This is a genomic window from Sorangium sp. So ce448 (assembly GCF_051520915.1).
GTDB classification, from domain to species: Bacteria; Myxococcota_A; Polyangia; order Polyangiales; family Polyangiaceae; genus Sorangium; species Sorangium cellulosum_B.
The window spans coordinates 1157810-1181147 of sequence record NZ_CP150343.1 but is presented as its reverse complement, the minus strand read 5'-3'; the positions used below and the strand labels follow the sequence as shown (position 1 = coordinate 1181147).

Annotated in this window: 19 protein-coding genes and 1 pseudogene; 11 read left to right on the top strand and 9 right to left on the bottom strand. The window is 69.5% G+C overall.

What is annotated here, in order from left to right; translation table 11 throughout:
- Positions 1-97: 97 nt before the first annotated feature.
- Together WMF45_RS04405 and WMF45_RS04400 are read left to right on the top strand one after the other, a co-directional pair.
- Complete coding sequence (locus WMF45_RS04405) at positions 98-898, top strand: DUF4339 domain-containing protein (protein ID WP_437715712.1); 801 nt, start codon at positions 98-100, stop codon at positions 896-898.
- Positions 899-1361: 463 nt separating this feature from the next.
- Positions 1362-2834 (top strand): glucose/sorbosone family PQQ-dependent dehydrogenase, encoded by a 1473-nt coding sequence (locus tag WMF45_RS04400; protein WP_437715711.1) that lies wholly within the window; start codon positions 1362-1364, stop codon positions 2832-2834.
- Positions 2835-2927: 93 nt separating this feature from the next.
- On the opposite strand, the gene hcp is transcribed toward WMF45_RS04400, so the two are convergent.
- Positions 2928-4229, bottom strand: a complete 1302-nt coding sequence (gene hcp, locus WMF45_RS04395) for a hydroxylamine reductase (RefSeq protein ID WP_437719488.1) — start codon at positions 4227-4229, stop codon at positions 2928-2930.
- A gap of 569 nt (positions 4230-4798) precedes the next feature.
- On the opposite strand from hcp, the gene WMF45_RS04390 reads away from it, so the two are divergent.
- A complete protein-coding gene (locus WMF45_RS04390; protein WP_437715710.1) occupies positions 4799-6520 on the top strand; it encodes a CotH kinase family protein in 1722 nt (573 codons plus the stop codon).
- Between the two features lie 58 nt (positions 6521-6578).
- Here the strand turns inward: WMF45_RS04390 and WMF45_RS04385 are convergent, their stop codons facing one another.
- Together WMF45_RS04385 and WMF45_RS04380 are read right to left on the bottom strand one after the other, a co-directional pair.
- Positions 6579-7001: a DoxX family protein gene (locus WMF45_RS04385; RefSeq protein ID WP_437715709.1), complete on the bottom strand. Its 423-nt coding sequence runs from the start codon at positions 6999-7001 to the stop codon at positions 6579-6581.
- A 97-nt stretch (positions 7002-7098) separates the two neighbouring features.
- A complete protein-coding gene (locus WMF45_RS04380) occupies positions 7099-8001 on the bottom strand; it encodes a LysR family transcriptional regulator (RefSeq protein ID WP_437715708.1) in 903 nt (300 codons plus the stop codon).
- 412 nt (positions 8002-8413) lie between these two features.
- On the opposite strand from WMF45_RS04380, the gene WMF45_RS04375 reads away from it, so the two are divergent.
- On the top strand, positions 8414-9784 hold the full coding sequence (locus tag WMF45_RS04375) for a glycoside hydrolase family 15 protein (protein ID WP_437715707.1): 1371 nt from the start codon (positions 8414-8416) through the stop codon (positions 9782-9784).
- Positions 9785-9838: 54 nt separating this feature from the next.
- On the opposite strand, the gene WMF45_RS04370 is transcribed toward WMF45_RS04375, so the two are convergent.
- Positions 9839-10726, bottom strand: coding sequence for a transglutaminase-like domain-containing protein (locus WMF45_RS04370; RefSeq protein ID WP_437715706.1), 888 nt, complete (start codon positions 10724-10726; stop codon positions 9839-9841).
- A gap of 462 nt (positions 10727-11188) precedes the next feature.
- Between WMF45_RS04370 and WMF45_RS04365 the strand changes: the two genes are divergently transcribed.
- Positions 11189-12241: an STAS domain-containing protein gene (locus WMF45_RS04365; protein WP_437715705.1), complete on the top strand. Its 1053-nt coding sequence runs from the start codon at positions 11189-11191 to the stop codon at positions 12239-12241.
- Between the two features lie 150 nt (positions 12242-12391).
- On the opposite strand, the pseudogene WMF45_RS04360 reads toward WMF45_RS04365, so the two are convergent.
- A pseudogene (locus WMF45_RS04360) lies at positions 12392-12508 on the bottom strand (carbohydrate ABC transporter permease); the annotation flags it as partial.
- 578 nt (positions 12509-13086) lie between these two features.
- Here WMF45_RS04360 and WMF45_RS04355 point away from each other — a divergent pair.
- A complete protein-coding gene (locus tag WMF45_RS04355; protein ID WP_437715704.1) occupies positions 13087-13779 on the top strand; it encodes a hypothetical protein in 693 nt (230 codons plus the stop codon).
- Positions 13780-13842: 63 nt separating this feature from the next.
- Here the strand turns inward: WMF45_RS04355 and WMF45_RS04350 are convergent, their stop codons facing one another.
- Entirely contained in the window at positions 13843-16095 is a 2253-nt protein-coding gene (locus WMF45_RS04350; protein WP_437715703.1) for a prolyl oligopeptidase family serine peptidase, read from the bottom strand.
- Between the two features lie 382 nt (positions 16096-16477).
- Between WMF45_RS04350 and WMF45_RS04345 the strand changes: the two genes are divergently transcribed.
- The 4 genes from WMF45_RS04345 (at position 16478) to WMF45_RS04330 (ending at position 18861) form a co-directional block, all read left to right on the top strand.
- Complete coding sequence (locus tag WMF45_RS04345) at positions 16478-16744, top strand: hypothetical protein (protein WP_437715702.1); 267 nt, start codon at positions 16478-16480, stop codon at positions 16742-16744.
- A 257-nt stretch (positions 16745-17001) separates the two neighbouring features.
- Positions 17002-17907, top strand: coding sequence for a peptidase dimerization domain-containing protein (locus WMF45_RS04340; protein WP_437715701.1), 906 nt, complete (start codon positions 17002-17004; stop codon positions 17905-17907).
- A gap of 70 nt (positions 17908-17977) precedes the next feature.
- The gene (locus WMF45_RS04335) at positions 17978-18421 is read left to right on the top strand and encodes a helix-turn-helix transcriptional regulator (RefSeq protein WP_437715700.1); all 444 of its coding nucleotides are present in this window, start codon (positions 17978-17980) and stop codon (positions 18419-18421) included.
- 53 nt (positions 18422-18474) lie between these two features.
- Positions 18475-18861, top strand: coding sequence for a VOC family protein (locus WMF45_RS04330; RefSeq protein ID WP_437297839.1), 387 nt, complete (start codon positions 18475-18477; stop codon positions 18859-18861).
- A 76-nt stretch (positions 18862-18937) separates the two neighbouring features.
- Here WMF45_RS04330 and WMF45_RS04325 read toward each other — a convergent pair whose 3' ends face one another.
- From WMF45_RS04325 to WMF45_RS04315, 3 genes are all read right to left on the bottom strand, one after another.
- The gene (locus WMF45_RS04325) at positions 18938-20080 is read right to left on the bottom strand and encodes a hypothetical protein (RefSeq protein WP_437715699.1); all 1143 of its coding nucleotides are present in this window, start codon (positions 20078-20080) and stop codon (positions 18938-18940) included.
- A gap of 225 nt (positions 20081-20305) precedes the next feature.
- Complete coding sequence (locus WMF45_RS04320; RefSeq protein ID WP_437715698.1) at positions 20306-21145, bottom strand: hypothetical protein; 840 nt, start codon at positions 21143-21145, stop codon at positions 20306-20308.
- The gene (locus WMF45_RS04315; RefSeq protein WP_437715697.1) at positions 21142-22050 is read right to left on the bottom strand and encodes an ABC transporter ATP-binding protein; all 909 of its coding nucleotides are present in this window, start codon (positions 22048-22050) and stop codon (positions 21142-21144) included. The genes WMF45_RS04320 and WMF45_RS04315 overlap by 4 nt, the downstream gene beginning before the upstream one ends.
- 673 nt (positions 22051-22723) lie before the next feature.
- Between WMF45_RS04315 and WMF45_RS04310 the strand changes: the two genes are divergently transcribed.
- Entirely contained in the window at positions 22724-23317 is a 594-nt protein-coding gene (locus WMF45_RS04310) for a hypothetical protein (RefSeq protein WP_437715696.1), read from the top strand.
- Positions 23318-23338: the final 21 nt, after the last annotated feature.

Sequence of the window (23338 nt, the reverse complement as noted above, 5' to 3'; positions counted from 1 at the left end):
AAAATCCGCACCGTCTCGAAAGCACGCGGCGCCTCATGTCGTTGTGTACGGTGCGCTCGCGCCGTGGCATCCTCGCGGGCGCAAGGGAGGACTTTGTATGAAACCGCCGCCCCTTCCGGCCAGGCGCCCGGCGCCGCCCGTCCCGGCAACCGATGATCGCGAGAGTCTCTGGCACGTCGCGATCGCGCCTGACGACATCAAGGTGCTCACGTTGGACAAGCTCGACGATCTGTTCCGTCTCGATGTGATCGACGAGACGACGAAGATATGGCGCCCCGGGATGGCCGCCTGGCAGCCGCTCGGCGTCGTGGCGGGAATCGAGCCCACGCCCCCCGAGCCGGCGCAGGTCCAGGGTCCTCCGCCGAGCACGGCGCGCCGGGGCCCGCCTCCGCCGCCCCCGCGCGCCCCTGGGCGGCGGAACATGGACTCCGACCATCCGACGCCGGTGGCGTCGCCCATGTCCTCCACGATGCCGCTCGGCGCCCCGATGTCGCTCGGCGACACGATGCCGCTCGGGGCGCTGCACGACAGCTCACCTAATCTCGTGACGCGGACCGAGGTGCAGGCGCCGCCCGCGGCGATGCTCGCGGCGTCTCGGCCCACCTCGCCGCCGTGGATGCCGCAGGCGCGGGAGCCGGAGTTGTTCAACGAGGCGACCTACGTGGCGCCCCGCGCGCGCGAGACGGGCCGGGCGCAGCGCCTGACGCTCGCGCTGTCGGTCGTCGCGGGGCTGGTCGTGACGCTCTACCGCAATGACGTCCTCCTCGACGCCGCGCGCTCCTCCGGGCATCAGGACGTGTATCTGAAGGTCGAGACCGCGCTCGGCGGGCCCGGCTTCGGGACCCCGCGCTCGATCGAGAAGCTCGACGTGTCCGCAGAGCCGGCGTCGACGAAGTAACCCCACCGAGATCCAGCGCTCCATTGAGCGCCGCGCGACACGCGACACGCGACATCGCGAGCTCGGCCGCGCTGCGACGCTCGGCCGTCCTGGCACGGCGACCCGGACACGAGGGCCGCCGAGGCGCAGGCGACGCCACGAGCGCGAGAGCAGCCATGTCCGCGCCAGGGACGACACAGTGACTCGTTCACGCACAATGTCATCCACCGACATCGCAAATCAACGTTGTCAGTGCGAGCGAGCTCCACGTTTGCTATAGTAAAGACCTTACTCTAACCGGGAAGGGCACTACCGGATGTCTCGCAATCCCCGGTTGTATGCCGAGATTTACCCGGCGCGTCCGCCACGCCATGGCGCGTTGGGATCGGGTCAGCACCGACACTTGAACGTCCTTTGAACGAGACGGGGAGGTAATCCTATGTCGCCCTTTATCTCACGTAACCTGGCTGTTGTTCTGGCTCAAGTGGGTTTGCTCACCACGGCTTCGTGGAGCCTCACCGGATGTGGCGAGGCGGGTCCGCCGGACGAGCCGCTCGAATCCGATGCTCAGGCCCTCGTCGCCGAGGAGACCGAGGATCGTGGCCATGGCGAGGAGGTGTGCTCCGGCGAGGAGCCGACCTTCACCTCGCGCGAGATCGTACGGGATCTCTCGTTTCCGATGCGGATCGTCTGGGGGCCGGATGGCTACCTGTGGCTCACCGAGCGCACAGGGAAGCGGGTCGTCCGCGTGAGGCCGGAGGACGGCCTGCAGAAGACCGCGATCACCATCCCGGAGGCGTTCCAGTCGGGAGGTCAGGACGGGCTGCTGGCCCTGGCGCTGCACCCGGATCTGCTCAAGCACAAAGGGAAGGACTACGTGTACGTGTCCTTCACCTACAACGTCGCGGCAGATCCGGCGGTGGACCGCAGGACGAAGATCCGCCGCTACACGTACAACCGGGTGACCGAGACCCTCGGAAACCCTGTCGACATCGTCACGGGCCTGCCGGGGAGCGACGATCACAACTCCGCGCGGCTCCTGTTCGGCCCCGATGGGAAGCTCTATTACACCATCGGGGATCAGGGGAACAACCAGTTCGCCAGGATGTGCAACCCCATCCGCGCGCAGGAGCTGCCGACGGCGGCCGAGGTCGCGGCGCACGACTGGCAGAAATACGTCGGCAAGATCCTGCGCTTGAACGTCGATGGATCGATCCCGAAGGACAACCCGAAGATCGACGGGGTCCGCAGCCATATCTACTCGTACGGCCATCGCAACGCGCAGGGCCTCACGTTCGGCCGGGGCGACAAGCTCTACGCGAACGAGCACGGGCCGAAGAGCGACGACGAGCTGAACCTCATCCAGGCCGGCAAGAACTATGGCTGGCCGTACGTCGCCGGCTACCAGGACGACCAGGCGTACACGTACGACAACTGGTCGGCCTCGAGCCCGACGCCGTGCAACGAGCTCTCCTGGAGCGACTTCGCTCCTCCCCCGTCCGTGCCGCGGCAGCTGGAGAGCGCCTTCAGCCATCCGGATTTCAAGGAGCCGCTCCTCACCTTCTATACCGTGCCCAACGACTACGTCTTCTTCGACTGGGCGTGCGGCTCCACCCAGTACATCTGCTGGCCGACGATCGCGCCCTCCTCGCTCCACTACTACCCTGCCGGGCACGGCATCCGCGGGTGGGATCACTCTCTCCTGATGACCGCCCTCAAGAAGGGCGCCGTGTACAAGGTGAAGCTGAGCCCGAACGGGAAGACCGTGGAGGGCGAGCCCACCGTCCTCTTCCAGACCACGAACCGGTACCGCGATCTCGCGATGAGCCCGGACCGCAAGACCTTCTACATCATCACGGACACCGCGGGGAACACGAGCGGACCGACCGGCGGCGTCACGACGGTCCTGGACAACCCGGGGGCGATCCTCGAGTTCAAGTACACGACATCGCACTGAGCCAGCACCGGAGTCGCGGGCCTGCGTCGTACCGGCGCAGGCCCGCGATGTCGAGACGGCGGGCGCGGCGCGGGCGAGCCCGCGCACAGGCGCTCAGGCGCTCGCGGGCGCCCGGTGGAGCTGCAGCAGGTCCATCGACGGCGCCCTGCCGGTCAGCCGGAGATCATAGCGCTGCTGCAGCAGCCGCAGCACGTTCGGCGTGAGGAACGCCGGCAGGCGCGGCCCGAGCACGATGCCCTTCACACCCAGGCTGAGCAGGGTGAGGAGCACCGCCACGGCCTTCTGCTCGAGCCACGAGATCACCAGCGTGAGGGGCAACTGGTTCACCCCGCAGCCGAGCGCCTGGGCGAGCGCGCCGGCCACGCGGAGGGCGCCGTAGGCGTCGTTGCACTGCCCCATGTCGAGCAGCCGCGGCAGGCCGAGGTGGGTGCCGTGGTCCTGGTTGCGAATACGGTACTTGCCGCAACCGAGCGTGAGAATGAACGAGTCCCGGGGCGTCTGCGCGGCGTAGTCCGTGAAGTAGCTGCGCGCCGCCTCGGGGCCGTCGCAGCCGCCGATCAGGAAGAACCGGCTGATCTTCCCGGCCTTCACCGCCTCCACGATGGCCCCAGCGTGCGCGAGGATCGCCTCGTGGTGGTAGCCGACCTCGGTCTCGCGCACGAAGTGGTCGGGCAGCGGCGGGCTCGCGAGGGCCGCCCGGATGACCTCGGAGAAGTCGCCGCCGCGCACGCGCCGGCCGCCGGGCACCGCGGTGACGCCGGCGGTGAACAGGCGATCGCGGTAGGCCTCCTTCGGGAGGAGCACGCAGTTCGAGGTCATCAGGATCGGCCCCGAGAACGCCAGGAACTCGGCCTTCTGGTGCTGCCACGCGGAGCCGTAGTGGCCGACGAGGTTCGGGTGGCCCGCGAGCTCCGGATACGCGTGCGCCGGCAGCATCTCGCCGTGGGTGTACACCCTCACGCCCGTCCCCTCGCACTGCCGGAGCAGCTCGGCGAGGTCCGAGAGATCGTGCCCCGAGACGAGGATCCCCGGCCCCGCCAGGGTGCCTTCCCGGACCATCGCCGGCTGCGGCTCGCCGAAGCGCATGCGGTGGCCCTCGTCGAGCATCCTCATCACAAGGAGGTTCACCTGGCCGCACTCCAGGCAGAGCTCGAGGAGCGCCTCGGGGTCGAAGCTCACGTTGGTCAGCGTGGAGAAGAGCGCCTCCTCGAGGAAGCCGTTCACCCGCTCGTCGCGCATGCCGAGCTTTCGCGCGTGGTGCGCGTAGGCGGCGACGCCCTTCAGGCCGTAGATCAAGAGCTCCTGGAGCGACTGAACGTCCTCGTCCTTGCCGCAGACGCCGGCCGTGGTGCACCCGGTCCCGTGGGATGCTTGCTCGCACTGGTTGCAGAACATGGTCATGACGGACCTCGAGGGTTGTTGACCCACGCGCGCTGCGCGGGCGCCGGCCGGGGAGCGCGCGTGGGCCGCAGCGCGGCCGCGCAGGGCGCGTCCTCGGCGGCCACGAGGCCAATCAATGTTCGTGCCGCCGGCTCGCCCCCGGATCCCGGGAGGCCAGAAGGGGACAAGGCCGCGCTGCCCGGCGCTGCCCCGCGCCGGCCGAGGCGCAATCATGGCGTAGGGGTGCAAACGGTGCGCGAGAGCGGCTCGAAGAGAGATTGCGCCGTTCGCCAGGGACGCGCCTGACGCGCGCTGATCCTGTTCAGCTCAGGGAGACGAAGCGCCTCGGCGGCGAGGTCGTCCTGCCCGGGCGACCATGCCGCCATTCCAATCCCAGCTGGCGCTGCCCTCACCCCATGATCCACGTTCACACGCGCCGTTTTACGAGGTGTGAGCTGCTCCCCGCCGAGGGACACGAGACCGCTCGAGTCGACGCGCCCGAAACGGATAGCGCTGCAGCCCTGTGTGCCAGTAGAATGGAGAATCCTTGAACTCTGAATGAGGTCGCAGTGGAAAATCATGCCATGGTCAAACGAGGGCGCTTTGCCCGGTTTCACCGTTCCATCTCGCTCGCCCTGATCTCTCTGAGCGTTGCCTGCGGCCAGGCACCGGCTGGCGACGGCAACGGCAACGGCGGCGGCAACGGCGATGGCGACGGCACCGCGGCGCCTCCCCCCTCCCTGAACGGGGAGGTGTCGTTCTCCACGCCCAGCCAGACGTTCAGGGATCAGATCCAGGTGGGGATGTCCACTCCCATCGAGGGGGCCGAGATCCGCTACACGCTGGACGGGCTGCTGCCGACCGCATCCTCCACGTTGTACACGGGCGAGCCCGTGACCCTCACCGTCACAACGCAGGTCCGCGCGCAGGCGTTCGTGGGAGGCGCCGCGAGCGGCGCGGTGAGCACAGGCCTCTACATCGCACGCACCTTCGACGCGACCTCCGATCTTCCCATCGTGATCATGGACGGTTACGGCATGGGCAAGCCGATGGACAAGGAGGTCTACTTCGACGCGGCGGTGATGGTCTGGGAGCCGGTCAACGGCGTCGCGTCGATCGCGTCGCTGCCCACGCTGGCGATGCGCGGCGGGTACCACGTGCGCGGTCAGTCGTCGCGGAACTTCCCGCAAACACCGTACAAGCTCGAGCTGTGGGGCAACGACGACAAGGATCTCGACTACCCGGTGCTGGGCATGCCCGCCGACTCGGACTGGGCGCTGATCCCTCCCTACTACGACCGCACGTTGATCCGCAATCCGTTCACCTACAGCCTCGGCCGCGACATGGGCCTCCAGGTGCCGCGCGTCGAGTTCGCCGAGGTCTATCTGAACTACGACGCGCGCGTCGTCGGCGAGGCGGATTACCAGGGCATCTACTGGATCTCGGAGACCATCAAGAACAACAAGGTCCGCACCGATCTCAAGGAGCTCGAGGAGACGGACCGGGGACTACCGGACATCAGCGGCGGCTACATCTTCAAGTTCGACCAGGCGGCCGCCGAGGAGCCGAAGCTCGCCTGCACCGGATCGGATCCCCTCCCGTCGTTCAGCTTCGGCGGCGGCGGGGGTCCCCGTCCCGACGAGGGCGGCACGTGCTGGATCGATCTCGAGGTCGTGGATCCCGATCCCCTGAACGATGAGCAGGCGACCTGGCTGACGCAGTACATCCAGCAGTTCCACGACAGCATCCACCAGACGCCGATCGGCGATTACGCGTCGTACATCGACGTGCCGTCGTTCATCGATTATCTGATCATCAGCGAGCTGACGCTCAACGTGGACGCTTACGTGCGGAGCGCCTACTATTTCAAGGATCGCGATCAGAAGCTCAAGGCCGGGCCGCTGTGGGACTACAACTTCGCGCTCGGCGGGGTGGGCGCCCAGAGCGCGACGCCGCAATCGGCGAACGACACCGGCTGGCGCTTCAGCGGCACGAGGAACGTCAACAACTGGTACCAGAAGCTCACCGCGGATCCGAGGTTCATGGCGCAGGTGAAGGCGCGCTACACGGCGCTTCGCCAGACGCACCTGTCCGAGGCCGCGATCGAGCAGCGCATGAACGCGCTGAGCGCGCCGCTCTCGCAGGCCGTGGTCCGCGACTTCGCCAAGTGGCCGGTGTCGAGCGTCATCGAGTCGAGCGAGGGTTTCCTCGGCGGCCCCACCGCGCCGACGTGGGAGGGGCAGCTGCAGGTCATGCGCGACTTCCTGCGGGCCCGACTCGCCTGGATGGACGCCAACTTGCCGTGACGCGGCGCGAGCCGCCGCGCAGATCGCGCGGCCCTGCTCGACCGCGCGCGGCGAGGCGCTAGCTGCGCTGCAGCCGGCTCACGGCGAACGCGCCGTCGCCGAGGAGGGCCTGCGCGCCGAGCGCGATCATCAGGAAGGCGACGTACTCCCAGCCGCCCCCCTGGCCGGCGAACATCCAGCCGTTCGGCAGGTGCACGAGCAGCGCGCCGATCATCACCGGCAGGAGCAAGAGCGAGACAAGGCGCGTCCTGAGCCCGGCGAGCAGCGCCGCGCCGCCGAGCAGCTCGGCGAGAAACACGGGATACGCCGTCCAGCCCGGGAAGCCGCTCGCCGCGAAGAACGCGACGGTGCCCGGCAACGTGAACACGAGCGGCTTGGCGAGCGCGTGCGCCAGGAACACGGCGCCCAGCCCGAGGCGCAACATCAGCGCGGCCAGCTCGGCCGAGCGGGGAACGGAGAGGATCGTCTCGACACGGTTCATGGGTGATGCCTCCATGCCCCGAGGAGTAAGCCCCGGCGCCGCGCCACGGTAGAGCGCGCCCGGGAACGAATTGTTCTCCGGGGAGAACGATCTGCCGCTACGCCCACGAGATCCCGCGGAACGCGGCCGCCAGGTGCTCGATGAGCCGCCGCACCCGCGCGGGCGGGCGCCGGCCGGCCGCGTGCACCGCGTAGATGCCCATGGGCCGGGGCGCGAACGCGTCGAGCAGCGTGACCAGGCGCCCGGCCGCGAGATCCTCGTCGACCATGAAGCGCGGCAGCACCGCGAGGCCGATCCCGGACACGGCCGCCTCGCGGAGCGCCGTCCCGTTGCTCGCCGTCAGCGGGCCGGAGACGGGGACGGAGATGCGCCCGCCGGCCCCGTAGAAGCGCCACTCGTCCTCGACGCGCAAATGGAGGTAGCGCAGGCAGTCGTGGCGCAGGAGATCCCCCGGCTGCTCGGGCCGCCCCCGCCGCTCGAGGTAGTCCGGCGCGCCGACCACGTGCAGCGCCGTCGTGGCGAGCAGGCGCGCGACGAGGCTCGAGTCCTTGAGCTTCGTGATCCGGATGGCCAGGTCGACGCGCTCCTCCACCAGGTCGACGAGCCGGTCGTTCAGCATGAGCTCGACGTGCGCGCCCGGGCTCGCCCGGAGGAACCGCGCCAGCGGCTCCGCCAGGTACATCTGCGCGAAGCTGACCGGCGCGTTGAGCCGGATGCGGCCCCGGTCGGCGTCGGACGCGCCCCGCACCGCGGCGGCGGCCTCCTCGAGCACACGCGCGCAGCGCGCATAGAGGTTCATTCCGGCGTCCGTGACGGTGAGCTTTCGCGTGGTGCGCACGAGCAGGCGCTCGCCGAGGCGTTCCTCCAGGCGCGCGACCCGGGTGCTCACCATCGACTTCGACACCCCGAGCTCCGCCGCGGCCGCGGTGAACGAGCGGCGCTCCACGACGCGCGCGAAGCACAGCAGGGCGGGCAGATCGTCGAAGAGCGGGTCGACCATGCGCCCACTGTGCGCGGCGGGGCGGATTGTTCGCAATAGCGAACATCCCGGGCTCGGCGTCGCCCACGACGGCCCGGCGAACGCGTCGCCGCGCGGCGGGCGGCCGGGGCCTCCCTCGCGGAGCGCGACGTTCAGAGGAGACCAGGCGACGACGCCGCGACGCTCCGCCGGCCGCGTGACGCGGCGCGCGACCGCCGTACGCCAGCTCTCGACGCGCCGGCGCCGCCGGCCATGGCGTCGCTCCGCGCGCGGGATCCTGCACGACAGGGGCAAGCCGTGTGCCCGGGCATGCGAACGGATGGCAACAAGAAGGCGTTCGAGCAGGGCCTCCCACACGACGTCGCCGCGATCGCGCGTAGCGCACGGATCGGCGCCCCGCTATAAAGGAACCAACCACGAGAGAGGGGGTCCCATGGCCAGTTCATTCGGTTACCTGAGCACCAGCGTCGACGTCTCGTCCGTATCGTTCGACGCGATCAGCAAGTACATGCAAGTGCTCCTCCTGCGGAACATCGCGACGGGGACCTGGGTCTTCAGCAAGGGCGCGATGCAGTCCGTCAAGGGGTGTGTGCTCGCGTCCCCGTCCCTGCCGGACGACAGGGGTCAGACCGACCAGGACTATGTGCACCACTGGATCCGGGACGCGGCCATCTGCATTCCGGAGGCGCTCGACAACCCGGTCTTCACGGCGCGGACAATCTGCGAGGATTACACGATGTTCTCGGCGCTGTGCCAGGAGAACGCCGAGCGAGCGAGCAGGTTCGCGCTGGCGTGCTTCCACATCGACGGCACCGTGCGCGACAACTGGACCTCGCAGACGGACGGCCCGGCGCACCGCATCCTGTCCCTCCTCGCCATCGAGGATCGGCTCTCGCTTCAGGCGCTCGCCACGGCCAGGTCCATCATCGAGAAGGACACCCGGTACCTCCTCTCGGCCTACAAGGAGCAGACGCACAACCTCTGGGAGGAGACGGCCGGGTTCAGCTTCTATGCGCGCTCCGTGCAGCGAAAGGCGTTCCTCTCGCTGATCAGCCGCGCCGACGAGCACGGGCTCTCTCCGTACATCAACGACATGTGGGCGGCCGCAGAGTGGCTGGGCAGCCAGATGGCGACGCACCAGGGCACGTACGAAGGGCAGCCGTACTACGCGTCCATCACGGGGCCGAACGGCGGGCCCGCCGAAGGCAGGGGAGCGACGCTCAACGTGGATGTCGTCATGTCGGCCGTCTACGGCTCCACGAACTGCGCCGACCCGGTGCTGCTCTCGACGGCCGCGCTGGTGCGCGAGGCGTTCGCCGAGGGCGACCGGCGGTACCGCATCAACGACGCCGATCGGGCGCTGCCTCGGAGCCGGGGGCCGATGATCGGGCGGTACCCCGAGGACACGTACGACGGCAACCTGTCGGATCACGGTCCCGACGCCGGTCACCCGTGGGCGCTCACGACGTGCAACTTTGCGGAGCTCTACTTCATGCTCGCGGCGAAGATCAAGAGCTCCCCCGGCGCCGTGCTCGTGAACGCCACGACGCAGAAGTTCTTCGCGCAGGTGGGCGTGACCGATCCCGCCGATCCGGACATCGCGGCGAAGCTGATCGACGCGGGCGACAGGATGCTCGAGGCGGTGATCTACCACTCCGATCGCCTCCAGCTGAGCGAGCAGTTCGATCGCGACAACGGGTACGAATGCAGCGTGAGCGATCTGAGCTGGAGTTACGCGACCTTCCGGAGCGCCGTCAGGGCGCGTGAGGCGGCCGTGGGCGATTTTCCGAGCCGCCACGGGTAGCCGGAGCGCGGCGCGACCGTACGAGAGGTGCCCGGCGGCGAGTCTCGACGCAGGTCAGGTCAGCGCGTTGTCCTGACGGTTGAGCACGGCGTTGAAGACGACCGCCGGCACCCGCAGGCGCTCGTCGCCCTCGTAGAGCTGGCGCAGCTCGGCGAAGCGCGCGTCGGGTGAGCGGGTGATCGCCGCGAGCCGGTCGAACAGCGCGAGCTGGTCGTCCAGCAGCGGCTCGTCGGGTCCGATCATCGCACCCCAGTCGTCCCACGGCAGCATCTCCATGTTGTTGAGCGCGGCGAGATCGCGCAGGACGTTGCCGCTGATGAACCAGAGCCCGCGCATGTCGAACATCCCGAACTTCGACGGATCGGCCTCCCCGGCGCGGCACTGCGCCCAGGCGTCGCCCGCCACCACGAAGCGGTGGCGCGGCACGTCGAGCACATCGAAATCGGGCTTCAGCGCCGCCCGCTGAACGTCGTCAATCTGCGCGTCGACGAGGACCCAGCGCTCCTCGTCGGCGTTCCAGTGCTCGCAGACCCAGTGATCCACGAAGTCGGTGGCGTGGAAATAGCCGCCGAAGCCGCAGCGGGCGCGGGCGGGGATCCCCTTGGCGCGCAGAAAGGCCACCAGGAGCACCGTGAAGTCACGGCAGGAGCCGACGAGGCGTGTGTCGAGCGGCCGGGCGGCGGAGAGCGGCCGATCGTCGTGGGCGAAGAGGCGATCCAGCCTCCGGTCCGTCGGGCGGAGGTGGGACTCGGCGCGGCGCTCGTCCGAGAGCTCCACGCCATAGGCCTGCGCCCAGTGCACGTGCAGCAAGAGGCCTTGCACGACGCGCACGAGCGAGGCCACGTCGCCGGGCAGCTCGTCGAACCGGGGCGCGTGCGCGCCGCCGGACGTCATCGGAGCGGGGCGCGTGTAGAAATCGAGGATCTCTCGGGTGATCGTCATCGTTCATTCTCCACGAGGTGGGCCGTCCTGAGGAATAGTGTCGTCTCCCCGGAGAGGTCTAGATGAAAGCGGGATGGTTTTCGCCTTCATTTGCGTCCTCGAAGCTCGCAAAGACCGATGGCGCCCTCGCCGGCCGTCCCCTCGCCAAAGAGGGGCTGATCCGCGGGCGAGGCGCCGCGGGGCGCATGCTCACGTACGTGTCCGTCCTCCATCTTCCGATGACAGCACGATTCCGCTGGGATCGGTCCAATCTTCACCGCGCTCGCGGTGAGCCCCTGGACGAGGCAGCGATCGAGCAGCAGGAACGCGCCCTCGCTCCGCCGGCTGCGCGACATCCGCCCGCTCGCCCGGTGCGGCGCTGGACAGCCCGGCGCCGCTCGGGGAACACTCGGGCATATGGGATACGAGGGGGACGAGGATAGCGCTCAGCTGGTTCGCCGCCTGGAGGCGATGGAGCAGGAGATGGAATCGCTGCGGGCGGACGCAGGCAGATGGCGCGCGCTGATGGCGGCGCGCTGCCTCAGCGTGTCGATCCACCGCCCCGTCGGCAGGACCCAGGCCGTCAACGCCGGCTGGGAAGCGCTCTGGCGGGCCTCAGCCGAGGAGTTCTTGCAGCTGAACTACAACATGCTGGAGGACCAGCAGCTCGTCGAGAACGGGATCATGCCGCACGTCGAGCGGTTCTTTCGCGGAGAGGAGGTCGCGATCCCGCCGATCAGCTACGACACCGACGCTGTCGAGGAGCTCACGGGCAAGGCGGGCGGAGCGGTGTGGGTCTGCTCCTTCGGCGTGCCGGTGCGCGACGCCGGGGACGGCTTCGAGGGCGTGCTGTTCCAGTTCGCCGTCCCGGAGGCGGCCGAGATCCAGCACAAATACGAGGCCCTGATCGAGGAGCAGCGGGCGCTCCAGGCGTCGCTGGAGGCGCGCAACCGGGAGCTCGAAGAGACGGTGCGGGTGATCGCGGCGCAGCGGGACGCGATCCAGGCGATGAGCGTCCCGGTGATCCGCGTCGCGGACGGCGTGCTCTGCCTCCCCATCGTGGGCATGATCGACGACGCGCGGGCCAGCGCGCTCCTGGAGCGCCTGCTCGAGGCGATCGCCGCGCAGCAGGCGGCGCAGGTGCTGCTCGACATCACCGGCGTGCCGGCGCTCGACGCCCGGGCCGCCGCGCAGCTCGTCGGGGCGGCGTCGGCAGCGCGGCTGCTCGGCGCGTCCTGCACGCTGGTCGGCGTCTCGCCCGCGCTGGCGCAGACGCTGGTCGAGCTCGGCATCGACCTCGGCGGCCTCGACACCGCGGCCACGCTGGCCGAGGGGCTGACCCGGGCCCTCGCCGCGCGCCGCGGGGCGGCGCAGCGAAGCGCGGCGTTCGCGGCGCACCGGAGCACGAAGGTCGCGGCGCACGCGCCCGAGCGAGGCGAACGGGGAGAGGCGCATCGGCCGGCGGCGCTGCCCCGTGCAGAGGCGCATCGGCCGGCGGCGCTGCCCCGTGGAGAGGCTCCATCCCGCAAGCGGTGAGCGCTCGCCCGGCCACAGCATACAGCGCGGCGGGCGGACCCATGCGCTGCCGTTCACCATCAAGCCGTCGAGCGCTCGCAGCGGCGCCGTCGCCTGCGCCCCGGCGAGCCCCTCCAGGCCGCCCGGAGGCGACACCCTCCTCCCGACCGGTCAGGTCTCCACCGCGCCCGCGGTGAGGCCCTGGACGAGGTAGCGCTGGAGCAGGAACCCGGCCACCGCAGCCACACTCACGACCATCGAGGCGGCCATCACCTGGTTCCAGTAGATAGGAGCTCACCGCCTATCGGAGAGCCGAAGTCGAACGGCGTGCGGTAGTTGGAGAGCCGCGCGAGCCCAGACAGGCTACCGGCGCAGACCACCTCCAGCGCCGGGCGCAGGACGTGCCGCAAGACCTGCAAGAAACGCGCACGAGCAGAGCACTTCATCGGTTCATATTCAACCACCGTGAACGGGCGTCGCGCCCCGCCCGACCCGGGATCGCGGCCATCGAGGCGGCGGGGCGCCGTCGCCGGGGCGGCGAGTTGCGGGGGCGGGCGGCGCTCCTCCGGCTCGCCTCCGACCCTGGCTCGTGCGACGCGATGGTGGCGATCTGGCGACGGCATGCACGCCTTGCATGAGGTCCATGATGCATTCGAGTTGGAAGGACGCTAACCATCGACATAAAGACTCTCCGTCGCACCGATACGACGCGGGGGGCGCGAGGCGTCGATGCACTCGGGGCGACAGGAGAAGCAGGCGGCGGCCTGTTCAAGCTCCAGAACCTCAGCGCGTCGCCTGCCTCGATCCTGGATCACCCCGGCTCGTACGTCTCTGGCACCGCGATCAACGACGTCGCGGCGGCGTACGTGCTCACGCCGGGTTATGCCAGCAGCACGACGTACGCCAGCCTGTGCCCAGGCGACTCGGGCGGCCCGCTGTATCGCCAGAGCGCGACCGACCTCGTCGTCGTGGGCGTCAACGCCTATTACACGTTCCCGTCCGGCTGGAGCGGCCCCGCGCCCTCGCAGACCAACTGGCACACGCGGCTCGACACGGCCGCGCGCTACCCGGTGACGACGTGGCTCCAGGGCCTCGGGGTGAGCGTCATCAACGGCGGCACCGCGCCGACCTGCACCGACGGCGTCAAGAACGGCACCGAGACGGACGTCGACTGCGGCGGCACGTGCACGGCCGACTGCGCGAACGGCAAGGCGTGCGTCACCGGCGCGGACTGCACGAGCCAGAGCTGCGTGGCCGGCGTTTGCCAGCCCAGCACCGGAACGGCACCGTGCAGCAGCCTGTGCACGGGCCCCACCGTGTTCTCGAGCGCGAGCTACAGCTCGGGCAACCTCGGCACCGGCGCGCGCTGCTTCGAGACCACGGCGAGCCTGAGCGGCGCCAACTGCGGCAACTTCGCGGGCGGCCGCACGTTCGCGGTCAACGGCACGGCCGTGACCTGCAACGGCGGCAACATCACCCTGCCCGCGAAGCGCAACGGCGGGTACTGCTTCCAGGCCTCCGCCGGCAACGAGGCGTGGGCTTACTTCACCAGCTGGTAGAGCGAGACGCGCGGCGACCGGACCGCGGCCGCACCCCGGGCGGGGGCGGCCGCGGCCGTTCCATCATTGGGGCGCCGCGTCGTCCCTGGCGGGCGGGGCGCCGAGGCCGAGCTCCTTGAAGAGGAACGCGAACACGTCGGCTTGCTCCTCGATCTCCTCGGACAGCGGTGTCCCGGCCCCGTGGCCCGTCGAGCCGCTCGCCCGGAGCAGGATGGGCGCCGGGCCCGACGAGGCCGCTTGCATCCGCGCCGCCATCTTCCGCGAGTGCCATGGATCCACCCGCGGGTCGTTGGCGCCGGTCAGGAACAGGGTCGCCGGATAGGCGGTCCCGTCCTTGACGTGGTGATACGGCGAGTAGGCATGAAGGGCCTTGAACTGCTCGGGGTCCTTCACCGTGCCGAACTCGGTCACGTTGAACGCCCCGTTCGGCGTGAGCTCCACCCGGAGCATGTCGTAGATACCGACGTGCGACACGACCGCCTTGACCATCTCCGGGTGCTGCGTGAGCAGCGCTCCCATCAGCAGACCGCCGTTCGAGCCGCCGCGGATGGCGAGCCGCGCCGGGCTCGTGACGCGCCCTTCGATGAGGTGCCGCGCGCACGCCGCGAAGTCGTCGAAGACGTTCTGCTTCTTCGTCAGGTTGCCGCCGCGGTGCCACGCCTCCCCGAACTCGCCGCCGCCGCGCAGGTTGGCGATCGCGACCACCCCTCCCTGGTCGAACCACAGCCGCCAGATCGGGTTGAACCCGGGAGCCATGCTCATCCCGTAGCCGCCGTATCCCGTGAGCAGCGCCGGCGCGGTCCCGTCGAGGGGCGCGCCCTTCCGGCGCAGGATGTTGATGGGGACCTTGGTCCCATCCTTCGAGGTGCACGCCTCCCGGGAGACCTCCACGTCGGCATAGGAGACAGGGGCCGTCATCGCGAGCGCCGTCCTCGTCACCTTGCCGTCCCTGGCCGAGTACGTGAACCAGGCCGCCGGCTCGGTGTAGCTCACGCCGCGAAAGAGCATGTCGTCACCCTGCGTGCGCACGACCTGCCGCACCGAGGAGACCTGCGGGATCGGCACCGTCCCGAGCGCCTTGCCCTTCAGATCGAAGACGCGGACCTGCGACGGGCCGCCGAGCAGATCGCGGACGTAGAGCCGCCCTGTCGTGGGCAAGAAGTCCTGGATCACCGCCTCGCTCTCCGGCACGACGAGCTCCGCCCTGGCGAGGTCCAGCTTGCCCGGCGAGAGGCGCAGCACCTTGCCGCGCGGCGCGTCCTTGCGCGACAGGAGGTAGAGCCGGTCGTCGGCGCCGAACACGATCCGGATGACCTTGTCGGGCAGGTCGGCGAAGCGCGCCCACTTGCCCGAGGCGTCGAGGAGATAGTGCCAGTACTCGCCTCCATCGCCGTTCTGCACGCTGGCGAGCACGAGCTTGCCGCTCTCGCTCGTCGTGAGCTCCACCTCGGCGATGCGGGGGAACTCCGTGCCGAGCGCGTACCTGTCGTCCTTGTCCGGCGTGCCGAGCTTGTGGAAGTAGATCTGCTGAAAGAAGCCCATGTCCTCTCGCGGGCGCTCCCCGGGCCGAGGGTGCCTTGTGTAGTAGAACCCCTTGCCATCGCCGGTCCACGCCAGGCTGCCGCCCGCGGTGCCGCTGTTCGCGTAAGGGACGGTGTCGCCCGTCTCCTTGCCCGTCGCCACGTCGTAGACGCGCACGGTCCCGCTCTCGGTGCCGCCTTCGGACAGGGAGACAGCCACCTTCTTGCCGTCGCGCGACGGGACGAACCAGTCGATGGCCGTGTGCCCTTTCGGGTCGATGACCTCTGGATCGACGAGGGTCCGCGCGGAGGCGGGGTCGTTCGCGGACCTCAGGACGACGAGGAAAGGCTGCTGCTTCGGCGGCTGGTCCTTGAGCGCGAAGATCTGCCCGCCGGCCTCGTCGAGCGCGTAGTGGTTCGCGGAGGTCGCCGACAGGATCTCCTGCACGCGCGCCCGGATGGCGCCGCGCGCCGGCACGGCGTCGAGGTAGGCGCGCGAGAGCTGGTTCTGCTCGGCGACCCAGCGCTCCACCTCGGGGGAGCTCCCGTCCTCCAGCCGCTGGTAGTCGTCGACGACCCGGGTGCCATGGTACTCGCTCGCCACGGGCCGCTTCGCGGTCGCCGGATAAGGAGGCCGCCCCGGTCCGGAGGGCGCTGCCGGCGCGGCGTGCGGCGGCGGGGTCGCGGCGGCCGGGGACGAGATCGGTTTGTCCAGCGGCCTCGACGCGGGGGCGCCGCACGCCGCGAGCAGGGGCAGCACCAGGGTGAGGGCGGAGGTCGTACGCAGGCGGTTCATGTACCCGACGCTAGCCGGCGACAGGGCGGTCACGGAAGAGGGCGAGCGCCGTCGCGATCCTGCAACCGTGCAAGCCGGCTCCTCGCACAATCGAAACCCAGCCGATCGGCGCCCGAGACATAAGTAGGGGATTTTCCGAAGGGTGTACCTGGTACGGAGAATGCTTAGTCAGGGACCAGCTCCGCCGGCGGCCTCCGCCTAATCCCCCGAGGCGCCCGGCGGCGCTGCTATTTTGTCCTCTTGATTTCGGGCAGCCGCTCTTGTCGCGGCGCCTCGATGGTTGAGCCCGGTGGGCGCCGGCGTCCCTGCATCGATGGCAGAGGTCGCCCAGGCCCCCGGGCACCGCGAGAGGAGCGGCGCCGTTCCTGCTACCGTGCGCCGCATGGCGACTGACGGAAATGAAGGGGCGGCTGCGAATGGCGAGGTCAGCGAGGTCGACGAGAGCGTCCTGAGGGATCTCGAGTCGAAGTACGCCGACGTGGCTTGCCCGGTACACGGCGAGCCGCCGAGCTTCGAGCTCGCGCCCGACGGCTCCGTGGTCGAGCGATTCTGCTGTCCAGCGCTCCTCTCGATCGTCCGCGAGCTCCAGGTCGCCGCGGGCGAGCGCCCTCTGCCTCCGGAAGGCGAGGACGAAGAGGTCAGAGGCTAGTTCCACCCACCGGAGTCCAGCCAGGGATCCGGGGGAGAGATTTCAACGCAAAGGCGCAAAGGCGCAAAGACGCAAGAATGAAAAATATCATGCCTTTTTGCGTCTTCGCGTCTTTGCGCCTTTGCGTTGAATCTCTCTCCTCTCGCGAGGCAGAGCCCTGGCAGGACTCCGACCCGCGGAGCTGTTTCCGCGTCGCCGAAGGGGAAGAGGAGCTCGGCTCGCCGCATTTCTCGCAGGTGGTGCGGAACGATGACGTGATGGAGGCGCTCGCGAAATGCCAGGGCGTGATGATGCCGGCGGCGGACCAATCGCTGTCAGGCACGGTCAACGTCGTCCTGGGCGCGAAGGGCATCGTGTACGTCGAGCTGGAGGCGAGCGGTGAGGCGTGGGGGCGCGGACCGCGCGGCGGGGAGATCCACTCCAGCATGAAGGTGGTCGTCGACAGCCCGGCCTGGCGGCTGGTGCAGGCGCTCGGCACGCTGGTCTCGGCGGACGGCAACGAGCCGATGATCGACGGCCTCACCGACGCCGTGCGCCCGGTCTCGAGCCAGCAGAAGAAGCTGCTCGACGACCTGTCGGCGCGCTGGGACGACGCCGACTGGAAGAAGGTCTTCGGGGTCGACAGGTGGGTGAACGACCTCGACGAGCGCGCCATGCTCGAGCGCTATGTCTCGCGCCCGTCGGTGAACATCGACGGCCTCTACGCCGGCTACATCGGCGAGGGTTCCAAGACCATCCTGCCGCACCGCGCCTTCGCCAAGATGGATATCCGCCTGGTGCCGGACATGACCGCAACGGACGTGCTCGCCAAGCTGCGCAGGCACCTCGACAGGCGCGGCTACAAGGACATCGCTATCAAGAACATGGGCAGCTACGACCCGACGGACACCGCGCTCGAGGCGCCGCCCATCCAGACCCAGCTCGCCGTCTACAAGGCCGCGGGCCTGGCCCCGGTGATCTGGCCGCGCCTCGCCGGCTCGTGGCCCGGCTACCTCTTCACGGGGAAGCCGCTCGAGCTCCCCGCCGGCCACGTCGGCCTCGGCCACGGCTCCGGCGCCCACGCCAAGGACGAATACTTCGTCATCGAGCCCGCCGCCGGCAAGAAGTACCTCGGCCTCGACGGCGCGACCCGCTCCTTCGTCGATTTTCTGTTCGCTCTCTGAAGGCCCTCGCGCGCCCCTCGGGTGGGTCGCTTGAGCCAGCCGCCGCCACGCTCTATCCTGGTCGCCGGCCATGCTGCTCGGACACGACGCGCTCAGGAACCTCTGCCGGGCGCGGGACCTGCTCTCCGAGGTGCGCGAGTCGAGGTTGTCGATCGAGGACGTGGCGCGGGAGGTGGCGATCTCGCCCTACCACTTCATCCGGCAGTTCGAGGCGGTGTTCGGCGTGACCCCGCACCAGTACCGCATCCGGCGGCGCCTGGAGCTGGCCAAGCAGCTCCTGGCGGCTGGACATCACTCGGTGACCGGCGTGTGCATGGAGGTCGGGTTCTCCAGCCTCGGCAGCTTCAGCGCGCTGTTCGCGCAGCGGATCGGCGTGCCGCCGTCGGCGTACCGGCGCCGCGTGCGCGCGATGGTGCAGGTGCCGGGGAGGCTCCCGTGGGAGCTCGTCCCCGGCTGTCTCACCCTGATGGGCCGGCTGCCGCCGGGCGCGTTTCGCAGTTTTCGAGAAGCGTGAGCCGGGCGGCCCTGGCAGAGTCGGCCCGAACCGTCAGCTCAGCGAGGCGATCGATGAGGATCAAGCTCAACAGCATCATGGTCGAGGACCAGACACGCGCGCTCACGTTCTACACGGAGGTGCTCGGCTTCAAGAAGAAGAACGATTTCCCGGTCGGCGAGTACCGGTGGATCACCGTGGTCTCGCCGGAGGGCCCCGACGACGTGGAGCTCGTGCTGGAGCCGAACGCCAACCCGGCGGCGAAGACGTTCCAGCAGGCGATGTTCGCGCAGGGCATCCCGCTCACAGCGTTCGAGGTGTCGGACCTCAAGGCCGAGTTCGCTCGCCTCAAGGAGCACCAGGTCGCGTTCACCCAGGAGCCCACCCCGATGGGCCCGGTCATGATCGCGGTGTTCTCGGACACCTGCGGGAACCTGATCCAGCTGTATCAGCCGCTCTGATACCACGGCACCAAGGGCATCCCCGGCCTGATAGCGTATCGCCCAGGGACGCGCGGCTCGCGAGGCATAACGCGCGTCACCGCGGCGGCGCTGGCTCGGGCTCGGGCTCGCCCTTGATGTCGCGCTCCGGATCGCGCCGGTCTCGACGACACGGGCCGAGGTTCTTCAGCAGCTCGACGGGCAGCGCCACGTCGACCGAGAAGCGCTGCTCCTCCGGCTTGCTCGCCCAGGGAGCGCGCCGCGCCTGCGTCTCCACCTTCGCGTGGTCGAGCAGCTCGGCGAGCTCGTCATTGTCTTCGCGCTTCGCGTTGAGCCGCCCCATGGAGAGCGCGGCGCCGAACAGCTTCGACAGGTCCTGCATCTCCTGGCCAGCAGGGCCGGCGACCTCGGCGACGACGGCGACATCCTCCGAGGCGTCGACGTGGACCTCCACCCGCTGGACGGTCTCCCGGATCCGCTCGGCGAGCTGGCCCTGCTCCGACGGCAGCATCTTCGAGAGATCGTCGGGCGAGAGCACTCCATAGACGTCGCTGTAGGCCTGGTGTTCCTGGAGGATGGATCCCTGCGCGGGATCGGTCGATTCGAGGCGATCGATCGCGTCCTCGACGAGATCGGGCTCGGCGCGCGGGTTCAAGATCAGGACGTCAGGCCCCCACGTCGCGATGCTCCTGCCCGAGTCCTTGTCCTCGTAGAGGATGCCTCTCTCCCCGTACGTCCGCGTGGACCATCGCTCGCGCTCGAACCTCGCGCCCTCGAACGATCCCTGGAGCACAATCAGCCCCGTGCTCGACGCGGCGATGCGCTCCACGTCCTCCAGCACGTCGATCCCGTATCGGTCCTTCAAGCGCGCGAAGCCGGCGCGCTCGTCGCCGCGCGACAGCATGCAATCGAGCCAGATCTGCATGATCGGCGACTCTTTGAGCGCCTCGATCTCGAACACCATGGCCGAGCGCTTCGGATCGGTGGGCAGGGCGGCGAGCACCGGGTCGCGCTTCCACTGCGGCGCTTCGACGCCGGGCGGCGGGGCAGACAGCGGCGGCAGCGTGCGGCGACGGCTGGCGCGCTCCACCTCTGCCGGCTTCGGATAGCGCGGAAACTCGATCTTCCGGGGCCGGACCGTGGGCTTCTCCTTGTCACCGCGCGACATCAGCCACGCGGCGAGCGCGAGCAGGACCATCGCCGCCGCGAGCCACACGCCCCGCTTCTTCATCGGTCTCATCGGATCACCACCCCCGCCCAGGCGCCGCGGAGCTGCCGATGTCGATCGCTCACCGCCTCGTCCAGCATCGCCGCTCCACCCTAGGACGCCGATCACGTTGATCGAGCAAGAAATTAGCCGCCAAGGCGCCAAGGACGCCAAGAACAAAACAGAATCTTGGCGTCCTTGGCGCGCTTGGCGGTTCAAATTCCTGTTCTTTTCCGGGGTTTCAACCCGTTTGTCGCTCTAGAAATCCTTCTCTTCGAACACGTGGACGCCCACCGCGAGCGCGGCCAGGCCGAAGAGGAGCAGCCCCGCCACCTGGCTGGCGAGCACATCCCCCTTGATCGCCGTCGCCACCGCGATGTCCGCCGACGCGTCGGCGAGCGCCGACACCCGCGGCAGCACGAGCGTCGCCGCGCGGAAGGCCCCGCGGGCCAGGCCAGGCTCGAAGAACGAGTCGAGCTGCTCGCGGTACCCCGCGACGATGCCGAGGATGAACAGCGCGATCCCCACCGCCGCGGACAGCGCGGCGCTCCGCACCATCACCGCGGTCGTGAGCATCGCCCCGTAGATGCCGGCGAACGTCACGCTCGCGAGGAGCGCCGCCACGATCGGGCTCGCCATCCACACGCCCGCCCTCAGCCCGAAGATGACCGTGATCCCGAGGGCGCCGTACAGCGTGCTGAGGAGCGAGAGCGCGAGAACGCCGAGGAACGTGCCGAGCAGGAGCTCGAACCGCCGCACGGGCAGCGAGAGCAGGTGCTCGATGCGCCCCGGCGCCAGCAGGCTCGGGCCGAAATCGGCGCAGGAGACGATCCCGAACGCGAGCCCCCCGTAAAACAGCACGTACGCCAGCGCCCGGCCGACGTAGCGGAGCGCGACGTCGACCGAGCGGATCTCGCCGCGGCCGAGCTCCTTGCCGAAGAGCCGCGTCGCCGCGAGCGCGCCGTCCACCACCTCGAGCTGCAGCGCGCTCCCGATCACAACGAGCGCCATCGTGACGCCGATCCCGAGGGCGAGGAACCACCGCCGCGACGAGGCCTCGCGCAGGAGGTCGCCGGCGACGCTCAGCGCCGCCCTCACGCCACGCCTCCGCGGGCGCCGCCCGCGCCCAGCGCCTCCGCCAGCACGTCCTCCAGGTCGCGCAGGTCCCGCGACAGCTCGACGAGCAGGGCGCCGGCGCGCCGCGCCTCGTCGAGCGCCTCGTTGAGCGCCGCGGGGCTCTCGGCCTCCAGGCGCCACCCGCCCTCCCCGTCGACCGGACGGAACCCGATCGCGGCGACCCTCGCCGCGTCGACGCCGTCCGCGAACCGCACGCGGTACGCCGTCTCGCTGCCGCACAGCTCGACGAGCGCGCCCTCGCGCACGAGCCGCCCGCCCGCGAGGATGCCAATGCGGTCGCAGATGCGCTCGGTCTCCGACAGGAGGTGCGAGTTCAGGAACAAGGTCGCCCCCCGCGCGCGCTCTTCGCCGAGGATCCTGCGGATCTCGGCCCGGCCGAGCGGATCGACGCCGTCGGTGGGCTCGTCGAGCACGAGCAGCTCGGGCTGCCCGAGCAAGGCCGCGGCGAGCCCGAGGCGCTGCCGCATCCCCTTCGAGAACCCGCCGATCTTGCGGTCGGAGTCGACCCCGAGCCCTACCCTCTCGACCAGCCCACGCAGCGCGCCCTCGCCCGGCGAGAGGCCCTTCATGCGGGCCACGCTCGCGAGGAACTGCCGCGGCGTGAACGCGCTGGGCAAGAAGAGCCGCTCCGGCAGGTACCCGATCCTGGCGCGCACACCCGGGTCCTCCGGGTCGCCGCCGAGCACGCGCACGGTGCCGCTCGTGGGGCGCACAACGCCGAGCAGCGTCTTGATGAACGTCGTCTTGCCCGCGCCGTTGAGGCCGATGAGCCCGAACGCGGCGCCGCGCTGGATGGCGATGTCGAGGCCCGCGAGCGCCGTCTGTCCGCCGCTCCGGCGGAAGAAGCCGCGGTAGACCTTCCTCACGGAGGACGCTTCGATGGCCAGCACGGCGGCGTAGTCTGGCCGGCCGACCGCCGCACGCAAGCGGAATGCCCGAGGCGAGGGAGAGCGGGGCAGGAATCCTTCCGTCGCGACGGCGCGACCAGGAGCGCGCCGAGTCGACCTCGAAACACAGGTTCAGAGCAAAACACATCGTGAGGGAGCGGGAAGTCCAGGCGCTCCGGAGGCGTTCCGGCCCCATCCTCCGCCCGCGGGCAGCGTCAAGCGCCAAGGAGCACGTGGTTATGACAGACCATGTCCGACCGGGTCCACGCCGCGATCACACCCCGTCCTCTCCAGTTCTCCACAGGGGTTCTCCACAGGACATCCCCTGGAGAACAGCTGGATTCTGTCGATTACCTCTGCCGCGCGCGCCTCCTCTCGTCATGGCCACTCGCGCGGCCTGGAGGAGCCCCGCCCCGCCGGGTGAAGCGCGCCCGGCCACTCGCGCAACCATTCGTAATTACACTACTTTTTCGACAAGCAACGCATCCGTCCGCCCTCGACAGGTTGGGACAATCTCCGTCCGACCGATCCCTTTCCTGACGGGTCGAAGATGACTATCCATGGTAGACACCAAGGACGCGGCGCGACGGTGTGTCTCTCGTACGACGCGTGTCAGTGGCGCGCCCGAATGCTTCGTTTTTCAGGAGACTTCATGGAAAAGATCTCGCTCACGTACTTTGTCGACTTCGTTCTCAAGGCCGGGACGCCCAAGCTGACCGGCGTCAGGGAGTTCAAGGAACGGAAGGACGAGCTCTACACGGACTTTTACAGGCAGGTGCGAGAGGCGATCGTTGACATGCACAGGAGCGGAAAGCCCACCAGCGTGCTCGACGGCTTCCTCGCCGCGCAGCACGACGAGCGGCGCCGCCGCATCTACCCGTCGGTGGTGAATGGATATCGCAAGTTCCTCGCCTCGTCGAAGATGACGTGGTTCGAGCCGCCGGCGTCGACGTACCGCCTGGGCGATCTCGAGATCAACGTGAATCCGGAGCTCGGGCTCGTCATCGACGGGACGCCCCACGTCATCAAGATGTATTTCCGCGGCGAGCCGCTGTCGTCCAAGCGCGTCTCCGTCGTGCTGAACCTGCTGATGAACGGGCTCGCGGAGAGCACGCCGGGCGGCGCCTTCGCGGTGCTCGACGTGCGGAACGCCAAGATTCACACCTTCAAGGTGCCGAACCCGCGTCTCAGCCTGCTGCTCCGCGGCGAGGCGGCCTCCTTCGCGACCATCTACACGGGGCTCTGATCGCGGCGGCGCCGCGCAGCG